The organism is Haliea salexigens DSM 19537 (assembly GCF_000423125.1).
Classification (GTDB): domain Bacteria; phylum Pseudomonadota; class Gammaproteobacteria; order Pseudomonadales; family Halieaceae; genus Haliea; species Haliea salexigens.
This window is the reverse complement of sequence record NZ_AUHJ01000005.1, coordinates 36,559-60,326: the sequence shown is the minus strand read 5'-3', so window position 1 is coordinate 60,326 and position 23,768 is coordinate 36,559. Positions and strand designations below refer to the sequence as shown.

The following is a 23,768-nucleotide window of genomic DNA, read 5'->3' as shown; positions in this document are numbered from 1 at the left end:
GCTCATCGTCAGAATATTCCCATCTCCAAACCGGCGGCAAAGCCCTCGCCGAACTCCCGCGCCAGCGCTTCCAGCCGGGCGGTCACCGGGCCGCGGCATATCAAGGGCTCCAGCGCCTCGCGCATGGGGTAACCCGACAGTATCCGCTGGGCCTGCTGGCGAGCCCCCCGGCCATCGTTACCCGCGCTCAGCAACAGGGCGCAGGGCAACACTCTGCCCTGCTCGCCCACCGGATAAAAGGTACGGTCGAGAAAGTCCTTCATACCGCCGCTGAGGGCGCCCGAATTTTCCGCCGCCACCAATAACAAACCGTCGGCGGCCAGCACCTCACTGGCGCCGGCGTCCCAGGCTCTGCACAACGCAACGTCGATGCCACCCGCGCCCTCCGCGCCCGCGCGAGCCGCCGCCGCGAGGCGGGCGCTGGCTCCGCTCTGGCTGTGATAAACAATCAGCACTCTGGGCACAGGCACCTCCCCTGCATATCCACTCGAAGGCCGCCCCGGAGACACACGCTGCAACGTTGCCCGAGCCTGTTCCGGCACGTTGCGTACAGGTTATCCACAGAAGGGCCTGTGGATAACTCTGGGGACACTCTGTGGCGACGGCAACCGCCGGGCTGACCTGCTCCACCCGAACCCTGCAATAGAAATTATTAGATAAACTATATATATCAAAACGTTAGTTATGATTAATAAAGTTATTTCGAGAAATAGCACTGCCGTTACCAAAGGCTACGATCTGAGTCAAGGCGTGTGGACAGAAAAATTTTCGTGTTTGCAGGCACTTACCGGCGAGCCCATGGGTTTTCTGTCTTCGCCGTTTCCGGCAGGGTGATACGCCAACACTGGTGAATCCTGGGGTTGCGCTGGAAGTCGGGGTCCAGCGTTGCGCGGCTGATATCCTCGCAGGTGAAACTGCGCGCCAATTCGGCATCGAGACGAAAGCCGCGGCGGTTATTGGAGAAGTACAGCGTGCCACCAGGACGCAAGCAGGCCAGCGCCGCCCGGACCAGGGGTGCATGATCACGCTGCACGTCAAAACTGGCCTCGACCTTGCGCGAATTGGAAAAGGACGGTGGGTCCAGCAGGATCAGGTCGAACTTTTTCTTGCAGTCCTGCAGCCAGGCCAGGCAGTCGGCACGCACAATATGGTTGCGGCTTTCGTCCAATCCGTTCTGCGCCAGGTTCTTGCGCAGCCAGCTGAGGTAGGTGTTGGAGAGGTCCACGCTGGTGGTACTGCGGGCCCCGCCCAACGCCGCGTGCACCGTAGCCGTGCCGGTGTAGCAGAACAGGTTGAGGAAGTCGCAACCGGCGGCCTCGCTCCCCAGCCGCAGCCGCAGGGGCCGATGATCCAGAAAGAGCCCGGTATCCAGGTAATCTCGCAGGTTTACCAGCAGCCTTGCCGCCCCTTCGCGCACGGTCAACAATTCACCCTGCGCACCCTGCTTACCGTATTGTTCGTCGCCTCGCTGGCGCTGCCGGACTTTGTAGGCGACATCGGACGCCGCCACGCCCAGTGCTTGCGGCACCGCTGATTGTATCTCCGCGAGACGCGCAGCCGCGGCCTCCGGGTCGACTCCTGCTGGCGCCTGGTACTCCGCCACATGCACCCGGTCGCCGTAGAGGTCGACCGCGACAGCGTATTCCGGCATGTCGGCATCGTACAGCCGGTAGCATTCAATGCCCGTACGTTTCACCCAGGCTGCAAAGCGGCGTCGATTCTTGCGCAGGCGATTGGCAAACATGGTGGCACCGGGGGACAGCTCGCCCTCCTCCGTTGCCGATTCCGCGCGGCCAGCCGGTGACGCCGCCTGGCCGGGCGCACCCGGCGAGTGCTCGCTGAGACGGTTGTCGGTCAGGTCGAACAAGAGCAGAGAGGCTTCAAGCGCGCCATTCCACAGGGTGTACTGCTTGTGGCTGCGCAAACCCGTGGCGCGCCCCAGGCCCTTGTCCCCGGTAAAAATCGCCGCTTGCCAGCCGCTGAATTCACGGACTAACGCCTCCCCCAGCTGTCGGTAGAGATAAGGCAGGCTCTCGCGGTCTCCGAGCCGCTCGCCGTAAGGGGGGTTACAGACCACCAGGCCGTGCGGCAGCGGACGGTGCGAGGGCTTGCTGAGCTCCGCCAGGGACTTGCAACTGACCCGCACGGCGTCCTGCAGGCCGGCGCGTGCAATGTTTTCCTGCGCGCGACGAATCACGCTCGCATCTGCGTCGTAACCGCGTATTTCCGGCAGCTGCACCTGCCTGCCGCGCCGGGCGCGCGCCTGCGCATCGGTCAACAGCGCTTGCCATTGCGGCGCGTTGTGCCCTTGCCAGCGCTCGAACCCGAAGCGTTCACGGCCCAGGCCGGGCGCGATGTCAGCGGCCATCATGGCCGCCTCCAGCAGCAGGGTGCCAGAGCCGCACATGGGGTCGATCAGCGCGCCTCCCCGGGCTGCCATGCCCGGCCAATCAGCACGCAGCAAAATGGCCGCGGCGAGGTTTTCCTTCAGCGGTGCTGCGCCCGCCTGCAAGCGATAGTTGCGCCGGTGCAGGCTACCTCCGGACATATCCAGCGCCAGCAGCGCGCCGTGTTTCGACAGACGAACGTTAAAGCGCAGGTCGGGATTGCGCCGGTCAACCGACGGCCGCGCAAAGCCCTGCGCCACAAACCAGTCCACAATGCCGTCCTTGCTGCGCTGGGCGCCAAACTGGGTGTTGCGTATCTGTGCGTTCTCCCCGGTGAAGTCGATCGTGAAGGTCTGCTCCGGGGCAAAGATGTCGCGCCAGTTCAGCGCGCTTACACCGCGATACAGGGCGTCGGCGTCCCCCGCCTCAAATTTCGCCAGGGGGAGCAACACCCGATTGGCCAGCCGCGACCAGAGGCAGGCGCGGTAGCCCATGGCGAGTGGACCTGCAAAATATACCCCCGCAACCGTCTCGCGCGCGCTGTCTGCGCCCAGCGCCAGCATCTCGTCGCGGAGCAGGCCTTCCATGCCCTTGGGGCAAGTGGCGAACCACTGGCGACTGGCGCTGGCCGGCTGCACTGTCGAAGCGGGAGAGGATGAGGTGGGGCTAGGCATGCAATATTCCGGGGGTGTCCGCGAGCTGCACAGTGTACCGGAAAGCGCGGCTAACTGCGCTTGCGCGGGGTGCGTTTGCGCGCGGGCGACGGCCGTTTGGGTACCCGCGTTGGCGGGCTGTTGGCCGCCTTTTCTTTCTGCATCACGTCCAGCACAAGCTGCGCTGCACCATCGATATACTGGATAAAGCGGTCGTGCTCGTCATCGCTCAACCCACGCAGGGCATCGTGCTGGCGGTACAGATTCACAAAGCGTCGTTCACGCTCGTACTGCCGGGGCAGCGCCATAACGCCCCATTGCTCAAGCACCTGCTCGAGCTGTGGGTTGTAGGTGCGTAGAAACTTGATCAGGAAAGGCACCGGATCGTGCCGCGCAAGCAGGCTGGCGCTACGCAAAACCAGCTCGAGCGGCATGATCTTGTCACCGCGCTCCACCTCTTCCAGTACGGATTTGTCAGACAGGCCGAGGCTGTCGGCGAGCTCCTTCAACGACAGCCCCGCCGTTTCTCTGGCATCGCGGAGGAAATGCCCGGCGTCTGCCATCGCCTCCAGACGCTCCGGTTCCATACTGTGCAGCAACATCTGCCGCACCCAACCCTCACCGAACATGGCAGTCATGGTGGCGGTGTGTCGCGCGATCTCCAGCGTGCCACCCGCCACCTGCCCGGTGAATCGCATCAAGCCTGCCAGCAGGCTTTCTGCTTCATCGTTCGATTTTCTATCGCTCATGGCCCAAGCTTAGCGCAACCCTCCGGGTTTTGCCGATGCGCCCGGTTCAGGGCAGACCGGATTCAAGGCGGAAAATTTCTCCGAGAATATCACGCCACTCCGCGTACTGGTTCTCGAGACTGCCGCTCAGCTGGTAGACACTGCCGCTGGCTTCCAGCACGGTGGGTTGCACCTCATTGTTGAAGCCGCGGGCGAGGTCTTCGAGATCCTGTTGCTGGATCTTGCTCCACTTGAAGGCGTTGTAGGTTTGCTCCATGGCGGCATAGGTGCCGCGCGGTCCGGCCTTGTCGCGCTGGGCGAGGCGCTGCGCGTACTCTTCGCGGTACTCTGCCTGCTCGCGACCGAACTGCCGCCAGAGATTATAGGTGGGCTGCATGGTCTCAAACAGATCGACATATTGCTGGTCGACCGCATCGATAAAACGGTATTCCTGATCGCGGATGCGCTGCACGCGCGCAATCATGGGGTCGTCCTCTGCCGGCGCGCGACGCAGGCTGAGCCCCGTCTCATCTTCGCCCAAATAGCCGGTGAACGCGGCCGGCGCCAGATCGCGGGCCTGGCGCAACAGGGCAATGACCGGCAGCTGTGCCAATTCCGTACTCGCCCGCTGGCGGTACGCGGCCAGCAGATCGTTTGCCACCTGGCGATACAGATCGATAAACGGGTCCTCGGTGCCGCTGGCGGTAAAGTCCCCCGGCTGTGACTCATCCCGGTAGCGCCGGTCCAGCCACACCCTGCCCGCAGCATCAACAGCGCGCACCTGCAAAACCAGAAGATGACCATCAGAGTGCAGAATACGCCCGTCTACCTGCAGCTCGGCGCTGGCCTGCGGCTCCGGCAGCACGCGCACCGGACCCCAGGCATTGCTGGTCTGCAGCACCTGGCGCAGCAGTACCGGCATGAAGCGCGCCTCGGCCCTGCGGATTTCAGGGAAAATTCCTGCTCGGCTGAGCCCCACGGTGGATGCGGGTAGACCGGGGTCAAAACTCGCGACCACCAAAGCGAGTGCGGGTGTGAGGGGCGATGACACGGTTTCCAGGGTGACGTTCCCCACGGCGGGCGTCGTATCACCCGCGGCCGCGGGTTCAGCGCCCGGCGCAGGCTCAGGTGGCGCCGTGGCACAAGCACAGAGGCACAGCGCAACAGACAGTAGCAGGCTCGCCCGTTTCACTCGGTTTCGGTTGTGCACACGGTGCCTCGTGTCAGGGTTTGCTGGCAGGTAAAGCCCTGCGCGCCCGGCTCCATGCGGCGATAGACGCGGTTCAGCGTGAAGGGTTGGGATACACGGTCCGAACTCACCGTGCTGGCAATATTCAGGAACTGGCCATCCGGGCCGAGTGTGAGCCGATGCCGAATGCCGAGACCGTCGGGCAGGGACAGGACGAAAACCAGTTGGTGACCGTCCCAGGCACAGAGTTCGCGGCCCAGGGGTGTTTCTACCGCTTGTGGGCGTCCGTCGTGGAAATCGCAGTCGAGGGCAAAGTCATCCTCCCGGCGCACGCGGATGCCCTGAAGATCCTGGGTGATATCCAGCAGCGGGCTGCGGCTGACCAGATCGGCCATTTGTGCCAGCCCGATAATGGCGGACCCGCTGTCGCTGCCCGAGCCCCCCAAGAGCACACCGGCTGTGGCAGCGCGCGTATCGGAGCCGGCCGCCTGTGCGCGCCGGTCGGCCTGGCGCTGCAGTTCGCGCACCAGCACATTGAGGCTAACCTGCAGGTTGTCGCTCATGCCGTAGTCCAGCGACCATTGCCCACCAAAATCGACACCGACCCTGCTGGCGGTGGCTTCACGCGACGGCGTATTGCCGCAGGCAACCAGCGACACCAGAAGCAGAACCGTAGAGAAACGCAGCAACATGACTGCCAGTGTAACTCAAGGCGCGTAACAACCGGAGCACATTCTGCGTTTCGGTACCACCTCGCCGGCGCTAGTCGAAGAGCCCCTCCCCTCGCGCCAGACGCTGCCCCAGCGCCGCCCCCTGGGCCGCGCTGGACCCGAGGGTCATCTCATTGAAGCGCAGCCACAGGCAATAGCGCCAAAGTGGATAATCGCGGTCAATACCCGTGCCGCCATGCACATGCTGGCAGGCATAGCTGACCCGGTGTCCGACATCCCCCGCCCAGATCTTGGCAATCTGTACTTCGGTGGTTGCCGCACGCTGCTCGCCCAGCAGTGACAGCGCCTGCCAGGTGCACAGCCGCAAACATTCGACATCGATGTAGCAATCTGCCATGCGATGGCCCACTGCCTGAAAGGTCGCCACCGGCACGCCGAATTGCTTGCGCTCACTGGTGTAACCGGCGGCCATACGCAACGCACAATCCGCGGCGCCCAACTGCTGTGCACACACTGCGGCGGTGCAGCGCTCCCGGGTCCAGGTCACGAGTGCCTCGCCGCCGGAAGCCAGCACGATGTCGGCCTCCGGCACAGGCACATTATTGAATTCGATGTCTGCGTGCGGTTCGAAATGGGTCATTTGCAAGGCGTTGCTGCGCACCCCGACGGCGTCGGTGGGCACCAGTACAACCGCAACGCCGGCGGCAACCTGAACCGGCACCAGCAACCAGTCCGCCTGCTGGGCAAATGGCACGGCGCGGCAGTGACCCGTCAATAGCAGACCTTCGGGTGTGTTCTGCGCACGCAGCTCCGGTGTTGCCGAGCCGGACCAGAACGCACCCGTCAGCAGAATATCACCCCGCGCGGCGGGGGGTAGAACACGGGATTGCAGATCAGCGCTGGCAAACTGCTGCAGGGGCAACATGCCGGCCACGCAATGCGCCAGCACCGGCACGGGTGCGATGCTGCGACCCAGCTCCTCAATGAACAGGCCGAGTTCCATGAATCCCAGCCCCATACCGCCGTGCTCTTCCGCCACAGCAATACCCGACAAACCGCTGTCCACGAGGGTTTGCCACAGGACACGATCAAAGCGCGGCGCGGCAAACTCGTCGTAGGCCGCCAGTGTGCTGGCCGACACTGCATCATCGAGAATCCTGCGCGCCAAACCGCGCAGGTCGTGTTGAATCTCTGAAAAACCAAAGTCCATGGCGAATTCCCCTTAGCGACTGGCACGGGGCATCCACAACCCCGCCGCTGAAATGATGTCACGCTGGATTTCGTTGGCGCCGCCACCGAAAGTGATGATGGACGCTGTGCGATAGAGACGCTCGATACGCGCAGCCTGCTCAGCAGCCCCGGGGGAATGGCTGCGCAGGAGGCCACGCTCTGCCACAATTTCGCCCAACAAACGGTAGACTTCGATGAACCCCTCGGAACCGAACACCTTGGCCGCTGAGGCATCCGCCATGGCCAGTGTCCCTTCGGTCATGGCCCACGACTGTTTGTACACAATCAACTTCATGCATTCGATCAGCGCGCGGCTGCGGGCCAGGTTTGCCTGCACCCAGGGCAGCTCGGCGATGCTGCCTCCGGTTTCGCCGGGCTCGGCTCGCGCCCAATGCACCACCTGATTGAACAGTTCGGAGATGGGGCCAAAATTGATCAGGCTCAGGCGCTCGCGATTCAATTGGCTGGTGATGAGCTTCCAGCCGCCGTGCAATTCACCCACGCGGTGTGCGTCACTGACGCGGATGTTGTCGTAGAAGGTCGCGTTGGTGCGCACACCACCCAGCGTGTGCACGGGCGTACAGCTCCAGCCCGGGTCGCTGTTGGGCACCAGGAACATCGAAATTCCCTTGTGCTTTTTCGCGGCATCGGGATCGGTGCGGGCGGCCAGCCAGGTGTAATCGCAGAAGTGGGCCAGTGAGGTCCACATTTTTTGCCCTTTGATGATCCAGTCGTCACCCTCCCGCACCGCCGAGGTGCGCAGCGCGGCAAGGTCGGTACCTGCATCCGGCTCCGAATAACCAATGGAGACCAGCAGTTCCCCGCGCAGAATCTTCGGCACGATCTCTTCGCGCATCCAGGCATTGCCGTGCTCGGCCAGTGTAGGCCCCACCGATTCCGTGGTGAGAAACGGGAAGGGATAGCCTGCTCGCATCACCTCTTCGACGAAAATGAACTGTTCCATCGGCGAGAGATTGCGGCCACCGTATTCCTCCGGCCAGCCGAGCCCTATCCAGCCGTCGCGACCCATCCGCGCGAGGGCCTCGCGCCACAGCGGCCCGCCGCCCTCGCCCATGTCGCGCTCGCACTCTGCCTGCAGCGCCGGCGTCATCAGCTCGCGAAAGTAAGCGCGCAGCTCATCGCGCAGTGCAACCTGAGCCTCAGTGAACTGGATTTTCATTGGCGTCTCCCCTGCCGCAAGGCTTGATCATAGCGCCACCCGGCGGCCAATACAGGGTGGGAACAGGCCAGACTTTCTGGCGAAAGCGGTCACTGTGCATTCTGCAGGCGCTTCAGATCCGCAATGATGTCGCGCCACATGCCATCGGGGGCCGCGTAGGGCGCGTAAATAGCCAGGCGGTCCGCGCAGTCGCCGTAACGCGCCAATAGCGCAGCGGCAATATCGCCGGGGTGGCCACTGGTGGTAAACGCCGCAATAAAATCGTCATCAATGCGCTCGCCCATGGCCTCCCAGTCACCCGCCTTGGAAAGACGGTTGAGCTCGGGCTGCAGCTCCTCGAAACCCATGGCCGCCATGGGCGGCAGATACGCCGGAGTGGATGCGTAAAAACCCAACAAGCCGCGCACGGCCTTGCGCGCCGCAGCAAACTGCTTGTCGTCTTCACCGGTAATGACGATGGCATTGATCTGCAGGGTGAAGTCTTCGCGCTGTCGATCCGCCAGCGCCAACCCCCGCTGTACCGCCGGGAGCGCCTCATTGCGCAGAAATCGTGGATTATTGAAGGGGTGCACGATCAGCCCATCGGCAACCTCCCCCGCCACCTCGGTCATGCGCGGTCCCAGAGCCCCCAACAGTACCGGCGGTGCACCGAACGGGTTCGGCCCCGGATTGAACATGGGCGTCATCAGTGTGTGGCGGTAGAAGCGACCCTCGTAAGCCAGCGGCTCGCCATCCTGCCAACAGGCGAAGATGGCCTTCAGGGCCAGTATATAGTCCCGCATGCGCGCCGCCGGAGGGTTGAACTCAACGCCGAAACGCTTCTCGATATGCGCTTTCACCTGGGAGCCTATGCCGAGCATGAAGCGCCCTTGGCTGAATTTCTGCAGGTCCCAGGCCTGGTACGCGAGGTGCAACGGATTACGCGGAAACGCCACGGCAATACCCGTTGCCAGATCAAGCCCCGGGGCGTGCTCGGCGGCCAGCACCAGCGGCAGGAACGGGTCGGTACTGCCTTCCAGTGTGTACACACCGTCGTAGCCCAGCTGTGCCAGCCGCCGGGCCTCCTCGGCGGCGCCACTCAACAGGGCATAAAACGGGCCATCTATTTTTATCGACATCGACTCTGTTCCTTTTCCGTGGCTCGGCGATACCCGATGCACAGCATAAACGCACTGGCCAGTTAAGGGGGTGTCTGCCCATGTTCCTGTGCCCGCTTCATCCGCTGCGGACCACTGCTCAAGCGCGCTGGTTCACATAGGTGTACACCCGGGCGGGCACGGGTTGCCGGGTCTGCGTCATAATGCCCCTTTTAAATTCCGAGGCACCACAAAAATGAAAGTTGGAATCTGTCTGCCGTACATGAAAGCCGGGTTGACCCGCGACGACTACCTGCAATGGTTCCAGCGCGTCGACGCTGGCCCCTTTCACAGTATTTCCTGCGGCGAGCGCGTGCATGGCCCGACCTTTGACATGCGTGTGTTGCTGGCGGCTGCGGCCGCCTGCACCAGCAAAGTCATGATCACCCCCACGCTCTACGTGCTGCCCATGCACAGCGCTGTGCAAGTGGCCAAGGAAGTCGCCAGCCTGGATATTCTCTCCGGCGGGCGGGTACAGCACGTGTGTGTCGGCTACGGCGGCAGGGACAAGGACTACGCGGCACTCGAAGCGCCGTTCAAGGGCCGCTATGGCCGCATGGACACCCAGGTCGAAACGCTGCGCCAGGTATGGAACCAGCAGGAAGTCATCCCCGGCGGCGGCGTGATTGGCCCCGCGCCCACACAGGCCGGCGGCCCGAAGCTGCTCGCCGGCGCCCTGGGACCGAAAAGCATCGCCCGCTGTGCGCAATGGGCCGATGGCCTCTACGCCTGGTCCGGCAATGGCGAACAAGGCGAACTGGCCAACGCCTTCCAGATGGCCGACAACGCCTGGGAAGCCGCCGGGCGCGACAGTAAACCCTATCGACTGGGCGGGTTCTGGTGCTCACTGGCGGACAATGGCGCGCAGCGGCTGTACGACTATGTGTATGAATACCTGGCCATCGCGGGTCCGGAAATTGCCACTATGATGGCCGAATCGGTGCATCGCAGTTCCGAGGATGCGGTCCTTGAAGCGCTCGACAATGCACAGGCGGCCGGCTGCGAGGAGCTTTTCCTGGTGCCCGCCACGGCCGATCTGGCTGAGGTAGACCGCCTCGGAGACCTGCTGCTGCGCCGCGGCTGACCCGCACGGTGCTGGCCTGCCCCGGTATTTACCTGCGCCGGGGCTGACCTGCCCGGCGCTTTCCCGCCCGGGACGCCCTCCCCCTTTTCCGCTATACTCGCGCGCGAATTCAGACAGCAACTCCCTTAACAAGCCGGAGGGCCCATGGCCAAGCGCGTATACCTGTTCAATGAAGGCAGCAAGGATGACCGAGACCTGCTCGGCGGCAAGGGCGCCAACCTCTGTGAAATGACCTCACTGGGCCTGCCGGTACCCTACGGTTTCATTATTACCACCCCCACCTGCCGCGAGTACTTCGAGTCCGGCAACAAGCTACCGCCGCTGCTGGAGCAGGAATACCGGGTCGCCCTCGACCTGGTAGAGAAGAAGATGGGCGCGCGCTTTGGCGACCCGGAAAACCCCCTGCTTTTCTCGGTGCGTTCCGGGGCCCCAGTGTCCATGCCCGGCATGATGAACACCATTCTCAACCTGGGACTGAACGACGAAATTGCTGAAGGCCTGGCGCGGAAAACCGGCAACCCGCGCTTTGCCTATGACTGCTACCGGCGCTTCATCCAGATGTTCGCCGATGTGGTTCTGGAGGCCGATGGCGAACGCTTCGAGCACGAAATCGAGCAATACAAGGCCGCCCACGGCAAACCCAACGACGTCGACATGAGCGCCGAAGACTGGCAGGAAATCATCCGTATCTACAAAACGCTGGTGGACTTCCCGGAAGACCCGTTTGTCCAGTTGAAGCTTGCCGTGGAAGCGGTATTCCTGTCCTGGCATACCCCGCGCGCTTACGTGTACCGGGAAATGAACAACATTCCCGAAACACTGGGCACGGCCGTTAACGTGCAGGCCATGGTGTTCGGCAACTTCGGTGACACCTCCGGCTCCGGTGTGGCGTTCACACGCAATCCCTCCAACGGTGATCACGACTTTTTTGGCGAGTTCCTGTTCAACGCGGCCGGCGAAGACGTTGTGGCCGGCATTCGCACGCCGCTGCCGGTGTCCGCCCTGCAAGACAGGCTTCCGGACGTCTATGACGAGCTGTTCATGACTCAGGCCCTGCTCGAGAAGCACTATCGCGACATGCAGGACCTGGAGTTCACCGTGCAGGAAGGCAAGCTGTTCATGCTGCAGACGCGCAGCGGCAAGCGCACCGGGCGGGCGTCGGTGAAGATTGCGGTGGACATGGTGCGCGAAGGGCTGATTTCGGAGAGTGAGGCCCTGATGCGGGTGTCACCCGAACACGTCGAGTCTTTCCTGCACCCGATGGTCGACCCGGCGCAGAAAACGGATATTGTCGCCACCGGCCTGCCCGCCAGCCCCGGCGGCGCCACCGGCAGCGTGGTGTTCTCTGCCGAGGAAGCGGTTGAGGTCGCGGCTACAGGTGCCAGCGTGATTCTGGTGCGCCGGGAAACCACGCCGGAAGATATCCACGGCATGAAGGTCGCCGCGGGTATTCTCACCGAATTAGGTGGCATGACCTCGCACGCCGCGGTGGTTGCGCGAGGCATGGGGGTTTGTGCCATCACCGGCTGCGGCGGCTTGAGTATCAACTATGCGCAAGGCACGGCAACAACAGCCGACGGTGTTGTCATGCGCCGCGGCGATGTCATCACCCTCGACGGTACGGCTGGCGAGGTGATGTTGGGCGACGTGCCGAAAACCGAAGCGAGCAGTAGCGAGGACTTCCAGATCCTGCTCTCCTGGGCCGATCAGCACCGTCGCCTGAAGGTGCGCGCCAATGCCGAAACGCCAGAGGATGCCGCCAAGGCACGCGAATTGGGCGCCGAAGGCATCGGCTTGTGCCGCACCGAGCACATGTTCTTCGACGCAGAACGCATTGACCAGATGCGCGGCATGATCCTCGCTGAAAACAAGGAAGAGCGGCAGCGCTACCTGCAGCGCCTGCTGACTTACCAGGAAGAGGACATGCTGGCCCTGTTCCGGGTCATGGATGGCCTGCCGGTGACCGTGCGCCTGCTGGATCCACCGCTGCACGAGTTCCTGCCGCACGATGAGGCCGATATGCAGGCACTGGCAGAGCGCATCGGCAAGCCCGTGGAGAAAATTCGCGAGATGACCGAGAGCCTCAAGGAAGTGAATCCGATGCTCGGGTTCCGCGGTTGCCGGCTGTCCATCGTGTATCCGGAAATTACCGAAATGCAGGTCAAGGCGATCATCAGCGCCGCCGTGCGGGCCATTGAAGAGGGGCTCAAGCCACTGCCGGAAATCATGATTCCGCTGGTGGTCAACGTGCGCGAGATTCGCCTCATCAGCGAAATCATTGACCGCGGTATTCAGGCGGTAATGAAGGAAAAACACGTGTCCGTGCCCTATAAGATCGGCACCATGATGGAAACGCCACGGGCAACCCTCGGTGCTGACCGGTTGGCGCCGGAAGTGGAATTCATGAGTTTCGGCACCAACGACCTCACCCAGATGACCTACGGCTTCTCCCGCGATGACGTGGGTAAGTTCCTGCCCATGTACCTGGAGAAAAAGCTGGTGGAGAGCGACCCCTTTGTCTCGCTTGACCAGCGCGCCGTGGGGCGCCTGCTGGAACTGGCGGTGCAGGAAAGTCGCGCGCGCAAGCCCGGTATCAAGTACGGCATTTGTGGCGAGCACGGCGGCGATCCACGCTCCATACAGTTTTTCCACGACCTGGGGCTGGACTACGTATCCTGCAGCCCCTTCCGTGTACCCGTGGCGCGCATTGCCGCCGCCCAGGCCAAGGTGCGCCGCGAAACCGAAAGTCGGCGCGGCTGATAAGGAGTAAATCCACCATGACCCAAAGTTTCTTTCCGCCCCACCGGGTTTTAATGGGCCCCGGCCCGTCCGACGTGTCGCCGCGTGTACTGGGCGCCCTGGGCAGGCCCACGATAGGCCACCTCGACCCGCTTTTCGTCAACCTGATGGACGATGTGAAAGGCCTGCTGCAGTACGCCTTTCAAACCGACAACGCGCTGACACTGCCGATTTCGGCACCCGGCTCCGCGGGCATGGAGGCCTGTTTCGTCAACCTGGTGTCGCCCGGTGATACGGTCATCGTCTGCCGCAACGGCGTTTTTGGCGGCCGCATGCAGGAAAACGTCGAGCGCTGCGGGGCGACCGCGATCATGGTCGAGGACGACTGGGGACAGCCCGTCAGCCTAGACAAGGTTGCAGCCGCGTTTTCCGCCCACCCGGAAGCCTCGCTGTTGGCTTTCGTGCACGCCGAGACATCTACGGGCGCGCGCAGTGATGTTGCCGCACTCTGTGCCCTGGCGCGGAAACACGGCGCACTGAGCATTGTCGATTCCGTCACCGGCCTCGGCGGTATTGAACTGCAGGTCGATGCCTGGGGCGCCGATGCCGTGTACTCCGGCACCCAGAAGTGCCTGTCTTGCATACCCGGCCTGTCGCCCGTGACCTTCAGCCCGCGTGCGGTGGAGCGCATTCAGAACCGCAGCCACAAGGTACAGAGCTGGTTTCTCGATATGCAGCTGGTTATGGGCTATTGGGGCGGCAGCAGTAAACGCGCCTATCACCATACGGCGCCCATCAATTTGCTCTACGCCCTGCATGAAGCCCTGCTGATGCTCCGGGAAGAAGGCCTGGAGGCGGCGCACGCGCGGCACCGGCTGCACCACCAGGCGCTCGTCGCCGGTCTCGGCGCCCTGGGCCTGGAGATGGCGGTTGCAGCCGAACATCGGCTGCCGCAGCTGAACGCGGTGCGTATTCCCGAGGGCATCGACGATACCCGCCTGCGGCAGACGTTGTTGCAGGATTTCAACCTGGAGATCGGTGCCGGCCTCGGCGCCCTTGCCGGGAAGACCTGGCGCATCGGCCTGATGGGCCAGGCCTGCAACCGCAGCAACGTCATTCTGTGCCTGACCGCCCTGTCGACGGCCCTGCAACAACAGGGCCTTGCGACCGATACGGGTGCCGCGCTAGTCGCCGCCGACGCCGTACTCCAGGCCTGACCCACCGCGCTCGGTGGGGGCGGCGGATGCCGTTTCACCGAGCAGCATGCGCCACAACTCACTCGCCTGCTCGCGGCCACCACTGCGATGCATACGGTAGCTCACGTGGTCATCGGCCGTGGCTTGCGGTCGTACTTCAATACTCCACAGCGAGTTGATCTCGTTGGGCAACATGGAATAGCGCACATCAATGATACGCCCGGGCACTGCCGGGTCCAGCGCTACGTAGCCGTTGCTGAACCAGCGAAAACGCTCGACATCCGCGCGCTGCTGGGAGTCGTCCTGCAACCACGGCAGGTCACGGGCCACGTCGAGACGTGCGATGCTGCCCCCGGGGTAGTCAACGACCGATGGCCAGGTGCGCACCGCATCCACATGGAAATGACTGTCTGTCTCGTACACAATCTTCCACACCAGAATATTGGCGAAGCTGGGCTTGGCTTCCAGACGCAGCGGCACATGGCCCCGCGACTCTGCGAGCTTCCAGCCGTGCGCCTCGGCCTGCTCGCGCTGCCAAACGCCAAGGCCCTGGTAGACCAGTACCCAGACCAGTGCCACACGCGCCAGCGCGGGCCGGCGACGCAGCGCCGCGTAAGCGATAAGCACCAGCACTGGCAGGGTAAAAAGCGGGTCGATGATGGAAATGGTATTCCACGCGAAGCGCTGGTCACTGAAAGGCCACAGCAAAAGGGTGCCATAGGTGGTGCAGGCGTCCAACAGGCCGTGGGTCGCATAGCCCAGCACGCAGAACAGGTAGCTTTGCCCGGGTGACAGCCCCCCACGGCGACCAATCAGCCGGTGTAGAACCAGCGCGCAAATGAGGCCGCCAAGCGGAATGAAGAATAGCGAATGCGTGAACTGGCGGTGATACTCCAGAAACAGGAGAGGGTCTTCGGCAGAGCGAATCAGCACATCCAGATCCGGCGCCATGCCCGACAGGAACCCCAGCAGTCCGGCGGTGACGATCTGGCGCCGGTTGGCGACCGCTTGCGGAAGCGCAGCGCCCAAGGCGCCCTGGGTTAAGGGATCCATTCTGTTCCTCTTCAAACTGCGTAAGCAACCGGACCGCACTGCAACTTTTACCGGCCTTGCAGGTCGGACCTAGCGTGTTTACGCTGCAATGCCCCGAGTGGACGAGGAGATTACCCCATGCGCCTGAATTTTGTTACCGCCATCACCGCCAGCGTGTTGCTGAGCGCCTGTACGACCAATCCCTACACAGGGCAACAGCAGGCCAGCAAGGCTGCCACCTATGGTGCCGGCGCGGCCGCCGTCTGCGCGCTGGTGGGTGCCATCGACTCAGGGAAACACGCGCGCAACGCGGCCCTGGGCTGCGGCATCGTCGGTGCTGGCGTCGGCGCCTACATGGATGTACAGGAAGCCAAACTGCGCGAACAATTGCAGGGGACCGGTGTGCAGGTGGCCCGGGAAGGCGACAATATACGCCTCATCATGCCCGGCAGCATCACGTTTGAAACCAACTCCTACAACCTGCGCGGTGACTTCTACCCGGCGCTCAATTCCGTCGGCCAGGTACTGGCGAAGTATGCCGACACCACCCTTCGTATCACCGGACACACGGACAACACCGGCGGGCGGGCCCTGAACCAGACCCTGTCCGAGCGGCGCGCTGGCAGTGTCGCCGACTATCTGGCAACCCGCGCCGTGGAGCGCTCGCGGATGCTGGTGCAAGGCGTGGGCTACGATCAGCCGATCGCTGACAACAACACCGAGCAGGGACGCAGTCAGAACCGCCGGGTAGAGCTGATGATCCTGCCAAAGGCCTGACGATCAGTCGATGTCAAAGCTGTAATAGAGGTCTACCGAGCTCTCCAGCCGACTGACCACCTCCAGCCACAGGCGCGCTTGCAGATAGAGGCGCGCCGTGAGTACGTTGATCGGCTCATACAATCCCACACCGTAGGACAGGTAAATCCGCTCACCGATATACCCGCTGACGGTCGCCGCTGTGTCGTCTTCGGAGCCGTCTGTGCCGAACTCCACATTGCGCAAACCCGGCAACTTGTTCAGTTCCTCCACCAGGGCACTGCGGTTCACCAGGCTGGTACCCAGCGACAGGGCCATGGCGGTGCCGTCCGCACCCGCGCCGGAGTCCAGCCCTCGCCCGCGCAACAAATACGACAGCGCCTCGGTTTGCGACATGGAGGGTTCCGCATACACAGTCAGTTCCGGCTGCTCCAGAGTGCCGGTGACCGTAACCCCGGCACGCACGTCCTCCGCCGGTATTTCACGCTCCGCGCGCAGATTCAGCTCGGGGTTTTCGGGGGCACCGCTGAAGGCAATTCGCCCCTGACGCACTAACAGGCGCTGACCATAGGCGCGAAACTCCCCGCCGATGATGTTGAGATTGCCAAACAGCTGCAGGGGTCGCTCCGGTGCCTGACGCAGATTGAGGTCGCCACCTACGGTGAGGTTCAGGTCCTTGCCGCGTATCCGGAAGCGGTCCTCAATGCGCAGCCGCAAATCGGCATCGAGACCGAAGGGGTTGTGCGCATCGAGTGGATTACCGGCAAAGTCGACCTCCACCACATCATCAGAAAGGGTAACACTACCTGGCGGCAACTCCTCGTAAGCGAGCAGCCCCTCGTGCACCCGCACCTCGCCACGCACGTGAATACCGGCAGGCGTAATGCGCAAACGCAAGTCTGGCGACACTTCCAGTTGTGTGCTCGGCGGGTACAGCAAGCGGTGGTTGTCGCCTTTGATATCCAGGCGCAGTGCTGGCTCGGCACCGAACTGGGCATCGCCGCTCAACGCCAGTTGCCCACCACCCACCATCGCAGCGCCCGCCAGCGTTGCCGTGGTGCCATCAAGGGCGATACGCACATCGATATCGTCAACCTCGGTGGGGTTGGCCTCCAGCCGCACCAGGCCGTTGCGCCACCGCAGCTCGCCCTGCCCCTGTGGATTCTGCAGGTTACCTGACAGTTCGATGCGCCCGCTCAGTTCACCATCGATGCGCGTCAACTGCGGCAGAAAAGGTCGCAAGGCCGCAACCTGCAAGGCGTCAACGGCAAACAGGCCCTGCAGGGCACCGTCGCGCCGTGATGGCAGTGCCACATTGAGGGCAAGACGCTGGCGGCCGTCCTGTTGCAACCCGGCTTCCAGGGCCAGGCCATCAGCGCCCTGCTCGACAGTGACAGCAAGGGATTCCCAAGTGAACGAGGCAGACTCACCCTCGGGGTGGAATTGCGTAATTGCGCCCCCCGGGCTGGTCAGCTGCGCCTCGGCCTGCAGCGCGGCATCCGGAGACCAGGCAATCGAGACCTCTGCCTGCAGCGGCCCACGGGCCTCAACTTGCTGCGGCAATACTGCGTCCACCAGTGCCAGGTCGCCGGTCAGTTGGCCGGTTAAGCCGCCCGTGGCGCCCAGCGCAATGTCAGCCAGGCACAACTCGCTCTCCGGTAACAACCAGCAGTGCGCGCTGACGCTGCCGCCGGCTTGTGTCACACGCGCCTCAATCGGCATACCCAGTGACAGCGGGCCGAGGGGCGTTGCGAACTCGGTCGGCGGCACCGTCAATTGCCAACCGTCGTCAACGGCAGTCGCCGCAACCTCAAGCTTACCGGTGATGTCACCCGTAATGCTCAGGCCAAGCTCTGCGGACTCGGGTCCACCTGTTAACTTGAGCCCTAAACCCTCCAGTGCCACGCCGGCCAATTCCATCTGGTCCAGGCGCAACTGGCCCTCACCGCGCAGGCTCGCGCCCAGGTTCTCGCCCAGATCCATGCTGCCCTCCAGCACACCGCGGTCTGCGCGGAGGCTGTTCCAGTAAACACCCTGCACGCTCCCCCGCAGCGCCAGACGATTGCTCGCCTGCGACCAGTCGGCGTTTAACAGCACACTGCCACCCGCGTCACGTGACCAGCGACTCAAGTCGGCTATACCCAGCTCAGCATGAACCTCACCGGCGGTACCCTCGTCTGCGGTGATATCGATCTCTCCGCCATTCACCTGTGCGCGCAGCGCACCGCTGTGCACCAGCGTAGCGGAATCCAGTGTGAGCCCCCCCTCAACCAGCGCCGGAAGCCCATTGATGTCGCCCGACAAGTCAACATCATCAAGTACGACCCGCCAGTTCTGCGCCTCTAGCTGACCGCTCGTTGCGAAACCGCCCGACAGTGAGCCGAACAGGTAATCGCTCCAGCGCGGCATCTGCAGGCCGGGCGTCTCCACAACGGCCCGCCAGGCGATTGCCTCGCCGTAGTCCAGCACACCTGAGGCAGAGAGGTTGCCGGCACTCGCCCCGTCAAGCTGCAGCTTGTCGACCTCAAGGCTACCGGGGGTGTGACGTGCTGACAGCATGATATCCAGGGACTCGTAGCCCAGCTCATGCAGCTGCGCCCGCAGCGTGAGCGCCTGGGCCTCAAGACTACCCGTGGCAGTCAGTTCCAGCGGCCACGCCACCGCAGCTTCGGCGAACGCTGCTGGGACCCCCTCAACCTCTGCAAGCCCCAGTGGCTCCTCCCCATTGAGCACAGCCGAGAGTTTGAAAGGCAGCTCAGGTGCAAGCAGGTCGACTGCACCGGAAAGCGCCAGGCGCGGCTGCCCGGGTGAGAGCAGCTCAAGCTGCAGGTCACCCACATCGCCGGACAGGTCGAGCTGTAGCGTTCGTGCGCTGAACTGAGGGGGCAGCTCCGCCCAGGTAAGATCGGCGCGCAAGGCCAGCTGCAGGGGCCAGTCGCCCGTCATGTTGACGTGGCCGCTGGCGGCAAGCCGACCGAGCTCCGCCTGGACCAGCTCCAGGGTTTCGATCTCGAGCTGTTCTCCACGCCAGCGGGCGGCGGCACGTACGGCTTCGAACTGTGTGATCTCATCGCCCAGCCGCAGGCGCGGCTGCTCCAGCGTCAGCGCATCGACGGCCAGCGTAAGCGGCAATCGCAGCTCGGGCAGCTTGAGGGCTACCCGCGCTGAGGGCTCTCCTGCCGGCGCTGAGGGCTCTTTTCCAGACGCTGAGGGCTCTTTTCCAGACGCTGAGGGCTCTCCTGCAGGCGCTGAGGGCGCTGCTGTCTCAAGGGCGAGTTCGGCGTTGCGCAGGATTGCCGACCCCAGGTACACCCCCTCCGGGGTCAGTTCAATATCCAGCTCGGAAGCGGCCTGTTGCCACACACCTCCGGGCCAGCGCACGCGGGTTTGCGCTATACGCACGCCGGGTGCTCGCAAGCGCACCGGGAGCTGCACTGGTTCGGTGGAGGGTGCTTCGGTAGCCGCTTCATCGGTCGTATCGTCTTGCTCCACAACCACATCCAGACGATCAATATCCAGCCTGGTAAAACAGAATAGACTCTGCCACAGGCAGGCGGGACGAAGCTCTGTGTGCACACCCGCAAGTTCGACCTTCAGTCCATCGAGTGTCAAACGCAGATTCGCCAGCTCTAATTCACCGGCCAGGCGCCCTCCTGCATAGGTCACCTGCAGCGGCGAGCTCGCCGGGATAAGGGTCACCAGAAACCGTGTGCCGCTGGCACTGAACGGCAGCAGCAGCACCGCGATGACGAGCATCAGCAGGACAGCGCTCAATACAGCCGCCAGCTTCTTCAAAACTCAGCTCCGATATTGATGTGGAAACGCCAGTCCGGGTTGTCCTCGCTGACGCTGTTGGCGATTTCCAGCTTGAGGGCGCCCACGGGGGTCAGATAATGCAGCCCGAAGCCCGCGCCGATCACCGCCTCGAACTCACCCTCATCGAAGGCGTCACCCCCGTCCACGAACACGGCGGCACGCCAGTCCGGCAGGAACCGGTACTGGTACTCGAGGCTGGCCAGTGCCAGGCGATCGGCCCCGAGCACGTAGTCAACCTCGCTTCCATTGCGCAACATGACGGGGACCGTATTGCCAATGGATTGATACCCGTAGCCGCGCAGGCTCTGTGAGCCACCGGCGAAAAAGCTCAGCGACGGTGCCAGGTCGTCCCGCTGCCCCTCCCCAATGAGCGCCGCACCGGCCTCGGCACGACTGACCAGGCGGCCCCGTTCGCCGAGTGGCATGACATGCACCCAATTGGCGTAGAGCCGGGTCATATCGATACTGGAACCGAGCTGACTCGAGGTGGCTTCCACCTCATAGAACTGGCTGAAACCGCGGTCGGGGTTGACCGGCGACCCCTCTCGCGACTTGTGCGAAACCGTGAAACCTGGCAAAAGATAGTCTTCGTCGCCCTGCACGGTCGCCGCATCCCAGCGCTCATTCAGTGCTCGCAGGTGATAGCTCAGCACCCATCTGCCATAGCGTCGTTCCCGGCGCACCTGCGCTTCATGCTGGTTGCTGTCCAGATCACCGAACTCATTCTGTTCCACGCGCAGCGAAAACTGCAACATGTCCTCCAGCGGGTGGGTCAGCGGGATGTTGTACGTGAATTGCCCACTCGGGTTTATGCGGGAATATTCGAAGCGGGTTTCCTGACTGTGCCCGTGGCGGTTGATACGCGGTGTTTTCCAGGTGGCCGATACGCGCTCCTCGGTATCAGTGCTGTACCCTATACCCACATCCACCGTATGCCGTTTGGCGGGAAACAGCTCCAGCTGCAGCGGTACGTTGCCATCAGCACGCTGCTCCAGCAGCGGGCGCAGGGTGACTCCGGAAAAGTAGCCCGTGCGTTGCAGCTCCGCCTGCAGTGTCTGCAACGCGCCAACGTCGTAGGGCGCTCCCGATTTGAAGTGACTGAGCGACTGCAGCAGCTCCGGGGAGACGATATCCTCGGCATAACGCAACTCCCCCACCCGATAGCGGTCACCGCTGGCGTAGTGCAGCTGCACCCGCGCAGTGTTCGCGGCAGGCTCCACTGCCACCGAACGCTGCAGCAATCGGGCATCAAAGTATCCTCTGCGCTGCCCCAACTGCAACAGCGAATTGCGCAGTGACTCATAGTGTCCGTGGTGCAGTGTGTCACCCACGGCAAGGCCCGGATCAGCCAGGAGGCGCTGGAACGCCGGGTCGTCCTGCGCGGCGCCCGTTACCTGAATATCAAGCTCTTCCACCGTGACCGGCGGGCCGGGCGTAACAACGATCAGCAGCTCCCAGGGGCTTGTGGCTCTGTCTACTGTGAGGTCGACATCGGCACGGTAATAGCCCAGCGCCTTCAAGCTATCCGCCACACGCTCCCTGGCCGAGGAGAGGAAATTGCTGCGCGCGGCTTCGCTTTCAGGCAGAGCGCCCAACCAGGCTTCAACATTGGCGCGCTGTGCTTTGTCGAGACCCTCCAGGCGGTATTCGAGCAGGGCGTCTGCCCTGACGGTAGACCAGGGCAGGACGCAACAGCACAGCAGCAGAAAGCGAGCATGTCGCAGCACAGCGGGCTTTACCCGGATCAGGCGCTGGCTGCGCGATGGGCACGGCCCCAGAAATTATAACCGGCAATGCGTGGCGTACCCGGGAGATACTGTGTCTGCAGCTCACTTACCTCAAAGCCGCCTGCAGCGAGTAGGCCAGGAATATCGCGGTTGAGATTGCAACCCCCGGCTACGGCGGCCCAGAACCCGTTGACCCGATTCTGCCAACGCTGCACACCGGCATCCGGTGCGAGCCCGTGCTCAGCAAACAGTAATTCCCCCCCCGGCCGCAACACGCGAGCCATGCCGTGTAATGCCGCTACCGGGTCAGGAATGGTACAAAGCGCAAAGGTCACAACAACCGTGTCTACACTCTCATCCGCCAGTGGAATGGCTTCGCCCGGCAGCCCGACAAACTCCACGGTAAAGGGCAAGGCCGCCGCGCGCTTGCCGGCAAGCTCCCAGGACTTTTCCGAAGGATCAAGGCCAATCAGCCGCGTGACCCTCGCCGGGTCGTAATAGGGCAAATTGAGCCCGGTACCAATACCTATCTCCAGCACCTCGCCACGCGCAAGTGGCACAACCTTCTCGCGTTGGCGCATGATCGGCTTGCTGGCACAAGCACAATTGATCACGTGAGGCAGGATCCTCCGTTCGTAAAATCCCATTCTGCTAATCTCCATGAATTGCGTATGATTATACCGGCCTATGTTCCACTAGCCTATGCACCAACAACAAGCGAATTCGACTGCACCGTACCGAGGTAGACCCCGTGAACACTCCTCGAGTTTCATCAAGCCAGCCCGCGCCGACATGAAGGCGCGGGAAACAGCACTCCGGAGCGCCTTGTTACAGGCGCAACTGGACCTGGGAAAGCGCGACTATCCCATGATCATCGTGATTGGCGGCTTGCCGGGCGCCGGCAAGAGCGAACTGGTGCACCGGCTGAACGAGTGGCTGGACCCGAGGTTCGTTGACACCAGTGCCCAGTGGAGGCATTCGGACGAAGAAGAGGATCGGCCTTATTTCTGGCGTTTCTGGCGTCACATGCCGCGGAAGGGCCGTACCACCATTTTTCTCGGCTCGTGGTACACCCGCCTCTTGCACGACAGCGCGGCGGGAAAGCTCACCGCCCCGGAGCAGCGTGAGAGGCTGGCGACTATACAGCGCTTTGAGCACATGCTGCACAACGATGGCACCCTGCTCGTGAAACTGTGGCTGCATGTGGATCGCGACACCCAGCAAAAACGGCTCGCCGCAGACCGAATACGCCTGCAACACCTGCCGGCTGCGGCAGCACAATGGGCTGAGGACCCCGCGGCCGCCCAGGGCGCAGCCGATCAGGTGCTTGCAGAGAGCAGTTCCGCGACGGCGCCCTGGCACTTGATTACGGCAGCGGACCCGCGCCAGCGCGACCTGGACGCCGGCGCAACGCTTCTGCGCATGATGACGGAGCGAGCCGCGGTAGCCCGTGGCGGCAACGGAGCAAGCAGCATGCCCTGCCCGCCCCCCGCGCATGCGACGACAACACCGGCACTGGCAGCGGTACCCAGCGACTTGCGGCTCTCCAAGTCCACCTATCGTCGTTCACTGGTGGAACAACAGCAGCGCCTGCAGGCACTCGCTTGGCGTGCACACGAGGCGCAACGCTCTCTAGTGGCGGTTTTCGAAGGCTGGGATGCAGCGGGCAAGGGCTCCGCTATTCGCCGGGTTACAGCAGCCATGGACCCCCGCCTCTATCGCGTCGTGCAAAGCAGCGCGCCCTCGGACGAAGAGCGCGCCCAGCATTATCTGTGGCGCTACTGGCGCGCGCTGGAACGGCGCGGTCGCACCATGTTGTTTGACCGCTCCTGGTACGGACGCGTGCTGGTCGAGCGTGTGGAGGGGTTTGCGAGCACCGAAGAATGGCAGCGAGCCTACGAGGAAATCAATGATTTCGAGGCGCAGATTGCCGGGCATGGCGGCGTGCTTCTCAAGTTCTGGCTGCATATTTCGCCGGAGGAACAGCTGCACCGGTTTCGACAGCGAGAAACCACTCCACACAAACAGCACAAGATTACCGAGGATGACTGGCGCAATCGCGAACGCTGGGAGGACTATGAGCGCGCCGTGCTGGACATGCTCGCGCTGACATCCACCCCGAACGCACCCTGGATACTGGTTGCGGCCAACGACAAGCGTTATGCCCGCGTGCAGATCCTGCGAGCCCTCTGTGACCGGCTGGAACAGGCACTCGGTACCCAGCCGTAAGCCCCGGCGCTATAC

Annotated in this window: 17 protein-coding genes; 5 read left to right on the top strand and 12 right to left on the bottom strand. The window is 63.2% G+C overall.

Features of this window, described 5'->3' with window-relative positions; translation table 11 throughout:
• Positions 1-8: 8 nt before the first annotated feature.
• The 8 genes from G533_RS0107210 to G533_RS0107175 form a co-directional block, all read right to left on the bottom strand.
• A complete protein-coding gene (locus G533_RS0107210) occupies positions 9-464 on the bottom strand; it encodes an NAD(P)H-dependent oxidoreductase (RefSeq protein ID WP_240472394.1) in 456 nt (151 codons plus the stop codon).
• A 320-nt stretch (positions 465-784) separates the two neighbouring features.
• Complete coding sequence (gene rlmKL / locus G533_RS21015) at positions 785-3,061, bottom strand: bifunctional 23S rRNA (guanine(2069)-N(7))-methyltransferase RlmK/23S rRNA (guanine(2445)-N(2))-methyltransferase RlmL (RefSeq protein ID WP_084638860.1); 2,277 nt, start codon at positions 3,059-3,061, stop codon at positions 785-787.
• Between the two features lie 50 nt (positions 3,062-3,111).
• Positions 3,112-3,789, bottom strand: coding sequence for a helix-turn-helix domain-containing protein (locus G533_RS21010; protein ID WP_051230081.1), 678 nt, complete (start codon positions 3,787-3,789; stop codon positions 3,112-3,114).
• Positions 3,790-3,835: 46 nt separating this feature from the next.
• A complete protein-coding gene (locus G533_RS23405) occupies positions 3,836-4,978 on the bottom strand; it encodes a hypothetical protein (protein WP_027949369.1) in 1,143 nt (380 codons plus the stop codon).
• Positions 4,957-5,649 (bottom strand): hypothetical protein, encoded by a 693-nt coding sequence (locus G533_RS0107190; protein WP_035527006.1) that lies wholly within the window; start codon positions 5,647-5,649, stop codon positions 4,957-4,959. The genes G533_RS23405 and G533_RS0107190 overlap by 22 nt, the downstream gene beginning before the upstream one ends.
• Positions 5,650-5,719: 70 nt before the next feature.
• The gene (locus tag G533_RS0107185) at positions 5,720-6,838 is read right to left on the bottom strand and encodes an acyl-CoA dehydrogenase family protein (protein WP_027949367.1); all 1,119 of its coding nucleotides are present in this window, start codon (positions 6,836-6,838) and stop codon (positions 5,720-5,722) included.
• A gap of 12 nt (positions 6,839-6,850) precedes the next feature.
• Entirely contained in the window at positions 6,851-8,038 is a 1,188-nt protein-coding gene (locus G533_RS0107180) for an acyl-CoA dehydrogenase family protein (RefSeq protein WP_027949366.1), read from the bottom strand.
• Positions 8,039-8,127: 89 nt separating this feature from the next.
• The gene (locus tag G533_RS0107175) at positions 8,128-9,156 is read right to left on the bottom strand and encodes a TIGR03617 family F420-dependent LLM class oxidoreductase (protein WP_027949365.1); all 1,029 of its coding nucleotides are present in this window, start codon (positions 9,154-9,156) and stop codon (positions 8,128-8,130) included.
• 214 nt (positions 9,157-9,370) lie between these two features.
• Between G533_RS0107175 and G533_RS0107170 the strand changes: the two genes are divergently transcribed.
• The 3 genes from G533_RS0107170 to G533_RS0107160 all read left to right on the top strand — a co-directional run bounded on the left by G533_RS0107170 (position 9,371) and on the right by G533_RS0107160 (position 14,214).
• On the top strand, positions 9,371-10,258 hold the full coding sequence (locus G533_RS0107170) for an LLM class flavin-dependent oxidoreductase (RefSeq protein ID WP_027949364.1): 888 nt from the start codon (positions 9,371-9,373) through the stop codon (positions 10,256-10,258).
• Between the two features lie 144 nt (positions 10,259-10,402).
• The gene (gene ppdK / locus G533_RS0107165) at positions 10,403-13,018 is read left to right on the top strand and encodes a pyruvate, phosphate dikinase (protein WP_027949363.1); all 2,616 of its coding nucleotides are present in this window, start codon (positions 10,403-10,405) and stop codon (positions 13,016-13,018) included.
• Between the two features lie 17 nt (positions 13,019-13,035).
• Positions 13,036-14,214 carry a pyridoxal-phosphate-dependent aminotransferase family protein gene (locus G533_RS0107160; protein WP_027949362.1) on the top strand — a complete coding sequence of 393 codons (1,179 nt, stop codon included), beginning with the start codon at positions 13,036-13,038 and terminating at the stop codon, positions 14,212-14,214.
• Here G533_RS0107160 and G533_RS21000 read toward each other — a convergent pair.
• Positions 14,182-15,246 carry a metal-dependent hydrolase gene (locus tag G533_RS21000; RefSeq protein WP_084638859.1) on the bottom strand — a complete coding sequence of 355 codons (1,065 nt, stop codon included), beginning with the start codon at positions 15,244-15,246 and terminating at the stop codon, positions 14,182-14,184. The two genes, G533_RS0107160 and G533_RS21000, sit on opposite strands and share 33 nt — an antisense overlap.
• A gap of 117 nt (positions 15,247-15,363) precedes the next feature.
• Here G533_RS21000 and G533_RS0107150 point away from each other — a divergent pair, with 117 nt between their 5' ends.
• Entirely contained in the window at positions 15,364-16,002 is a 639-nt protein-coding gene (locus G533_RS0107150; RefSeq protein ID WP_027949361.1) for a YiaD family glycine zipper/OmpA-like lipoprotein, read from the top strand.
• Between the two features lie 3 nt (positions 16,003-16,005).
• Here the strand turns inward: G533_RS0107150 and G533_RS0107145 are convergent, their stop codons facing one another.
• From G533_RS0107145 to G533_RS0107135, 3 genes are read right to left on the bottom strand one after another with little or no spacing between them, the layout of a single operon-like run.
• Positions 16,006-19,776 carry a translocation/assembly module TamB domain-containing protein gene (locus G533_RS0107145; RefSeq protein WP_027949360.1) on the bottom strand — a complete coding sequence of 1,257 codons (3,771 nt, stop codon included), beginning with the start codon at positions 19,774-19,776 and terminating at the stop codon, positions 16,006-16,008.
• The gene (locus tag G533_RS0107140) at positions 19,773-21,524 is read right to left on the bottom strand and encodes an autotransporter assembly complex protein TamA (protein ID WP_051230078.1); all 1,752 of its coding nucleotides are present in this window, start codon (positions 21,522-21,524) and stop codon (positions 19,773-19,775) included. The genes G533_RS0107145 and G533_RS0107140 overlap by 4 nt, the downstream gene beginning before the upstream one ends.
• A gap of 17 nt (positions 21,525-21,541) precedes the next feature.
• Positions 21,542-22,138, bottom strand: a complete 597-nt coding sequence (locus G533_RS0107135; RefSeq protein ID WP_338035394.1) for a class I SAM-dependent methyltransferase — start codon at positions 22,136-22,138, stop codon at positions 21,542-21,544.
• A gap of 88 nt (positions 22,139-22,226) precedes the next feature.
• Between G533_RS0107135 and pap the strand changes: the two genes are divergently transcribed.
• Complete coding sequence (gene pap / locus G533_RS0107130) at positions 22,227-23,753, top strand: polyphosphate:AMP phosphotransferase (RefSeq protein WP_084638857.1); 1,527 nt, start codon at positions 22,227-22,229, stop codon at positions 23,751-23,753.
• The last annotated feature ends 15 nt before the right edge of the window (positions 23,754-23,768 follow it).

What these genes read in the sequence shown, in the direction of transcription:
- rlmKL (WP_084638860.1), bottom strand. Translation starts at nt 3,061, where the DNA reads ATGCCTAGCCCCACCTCATCCTCTCCCGCTTCGACAGTGCAGCCGGCC.
- G533_RS21010 (WP_051230081.1), bottom strand. Translation starts at nt 3,789, where the DNA reads ATGAGCGATAGAAAATCGAACGATGAAGCAGAAAGCCTGCTGGCAGGC.
- ppdK (WP_027949363.1), top strand. Translation starts at nt 10,403, where the DNA reads ATGGCCAAGCGCGTATACCTGTTCAATGAAGGCAGCAAGGATGACCGA.
- G533_RS0107180 (WP_027949366.1), bottom strand. Translation starts at nt 8,038, where the DNA reads ATGAAAATCCAGTTCACTGAGGCTCAGGTTGCACTGCGCGATGAGCTG.
- pap (WP_084638857.1), top strand. Translation starts at nt 22,227, where the DNA reads ATGCACCAACAACAAGCGAATTCGACTGCACCGTACCGAGGTAGACCC.
- G533_RS0107190 (WP_035527006.1), bottom strand. Translation starts at nt 5,649, where the DNA reads ATGTTGCTGCGTTTCTCTACGGTTCTGCTTCTGGTGTCGCTGGTTGCC.
- G533_RS0107150 (WP_027949361.1), top strand. Translation starts at nt 15,364, where the DNA reads ATGCGCCTGAATTTTGTTACCGCCATCACCGCCAGCGTGTTGCTGAGC.
- G533_RS0107175 (WP_027949365.1), bottom strand. Translation starts at nt 9,156, where the DNA reads ATGTCGATAAAAATAGATGGCCCGTTTTATGCCCTGTTGAGTGGCGCC.
- G533_RS0107170 (WP_027949364.1), top strand. Translation starts at nt 9,371, where the DNA reads ATGAAAGTTGGAATCTGTCTGCCGTACATGAAAGCCGGGTTGACCCGC.
- G533_RS21000 (WP_084638859.1), bottom strand. Translation starts at nt 15,246, where the DNA reads ATGGATCCCTTAACCCAGGGCGCCTTGGGCGCTGCGCTTCCGCAAGCG.
- G533_RS0107185 (WP_027949367.1), bottom strand. Translation starts at nt 6,838, where the DNA reads ATGGACTTTGGTTTTTCAGAGATTCAACACGACCTGCGCGGTTTGGCG.
- G533_RS0107160 (WP_027949362.1), top strand. Translation starts at nt 13,036, where the DNA reads ATGACCCAAAGTTTCTTTCCGCCCCACCGGGTTTTAATGGGCCCCGGC.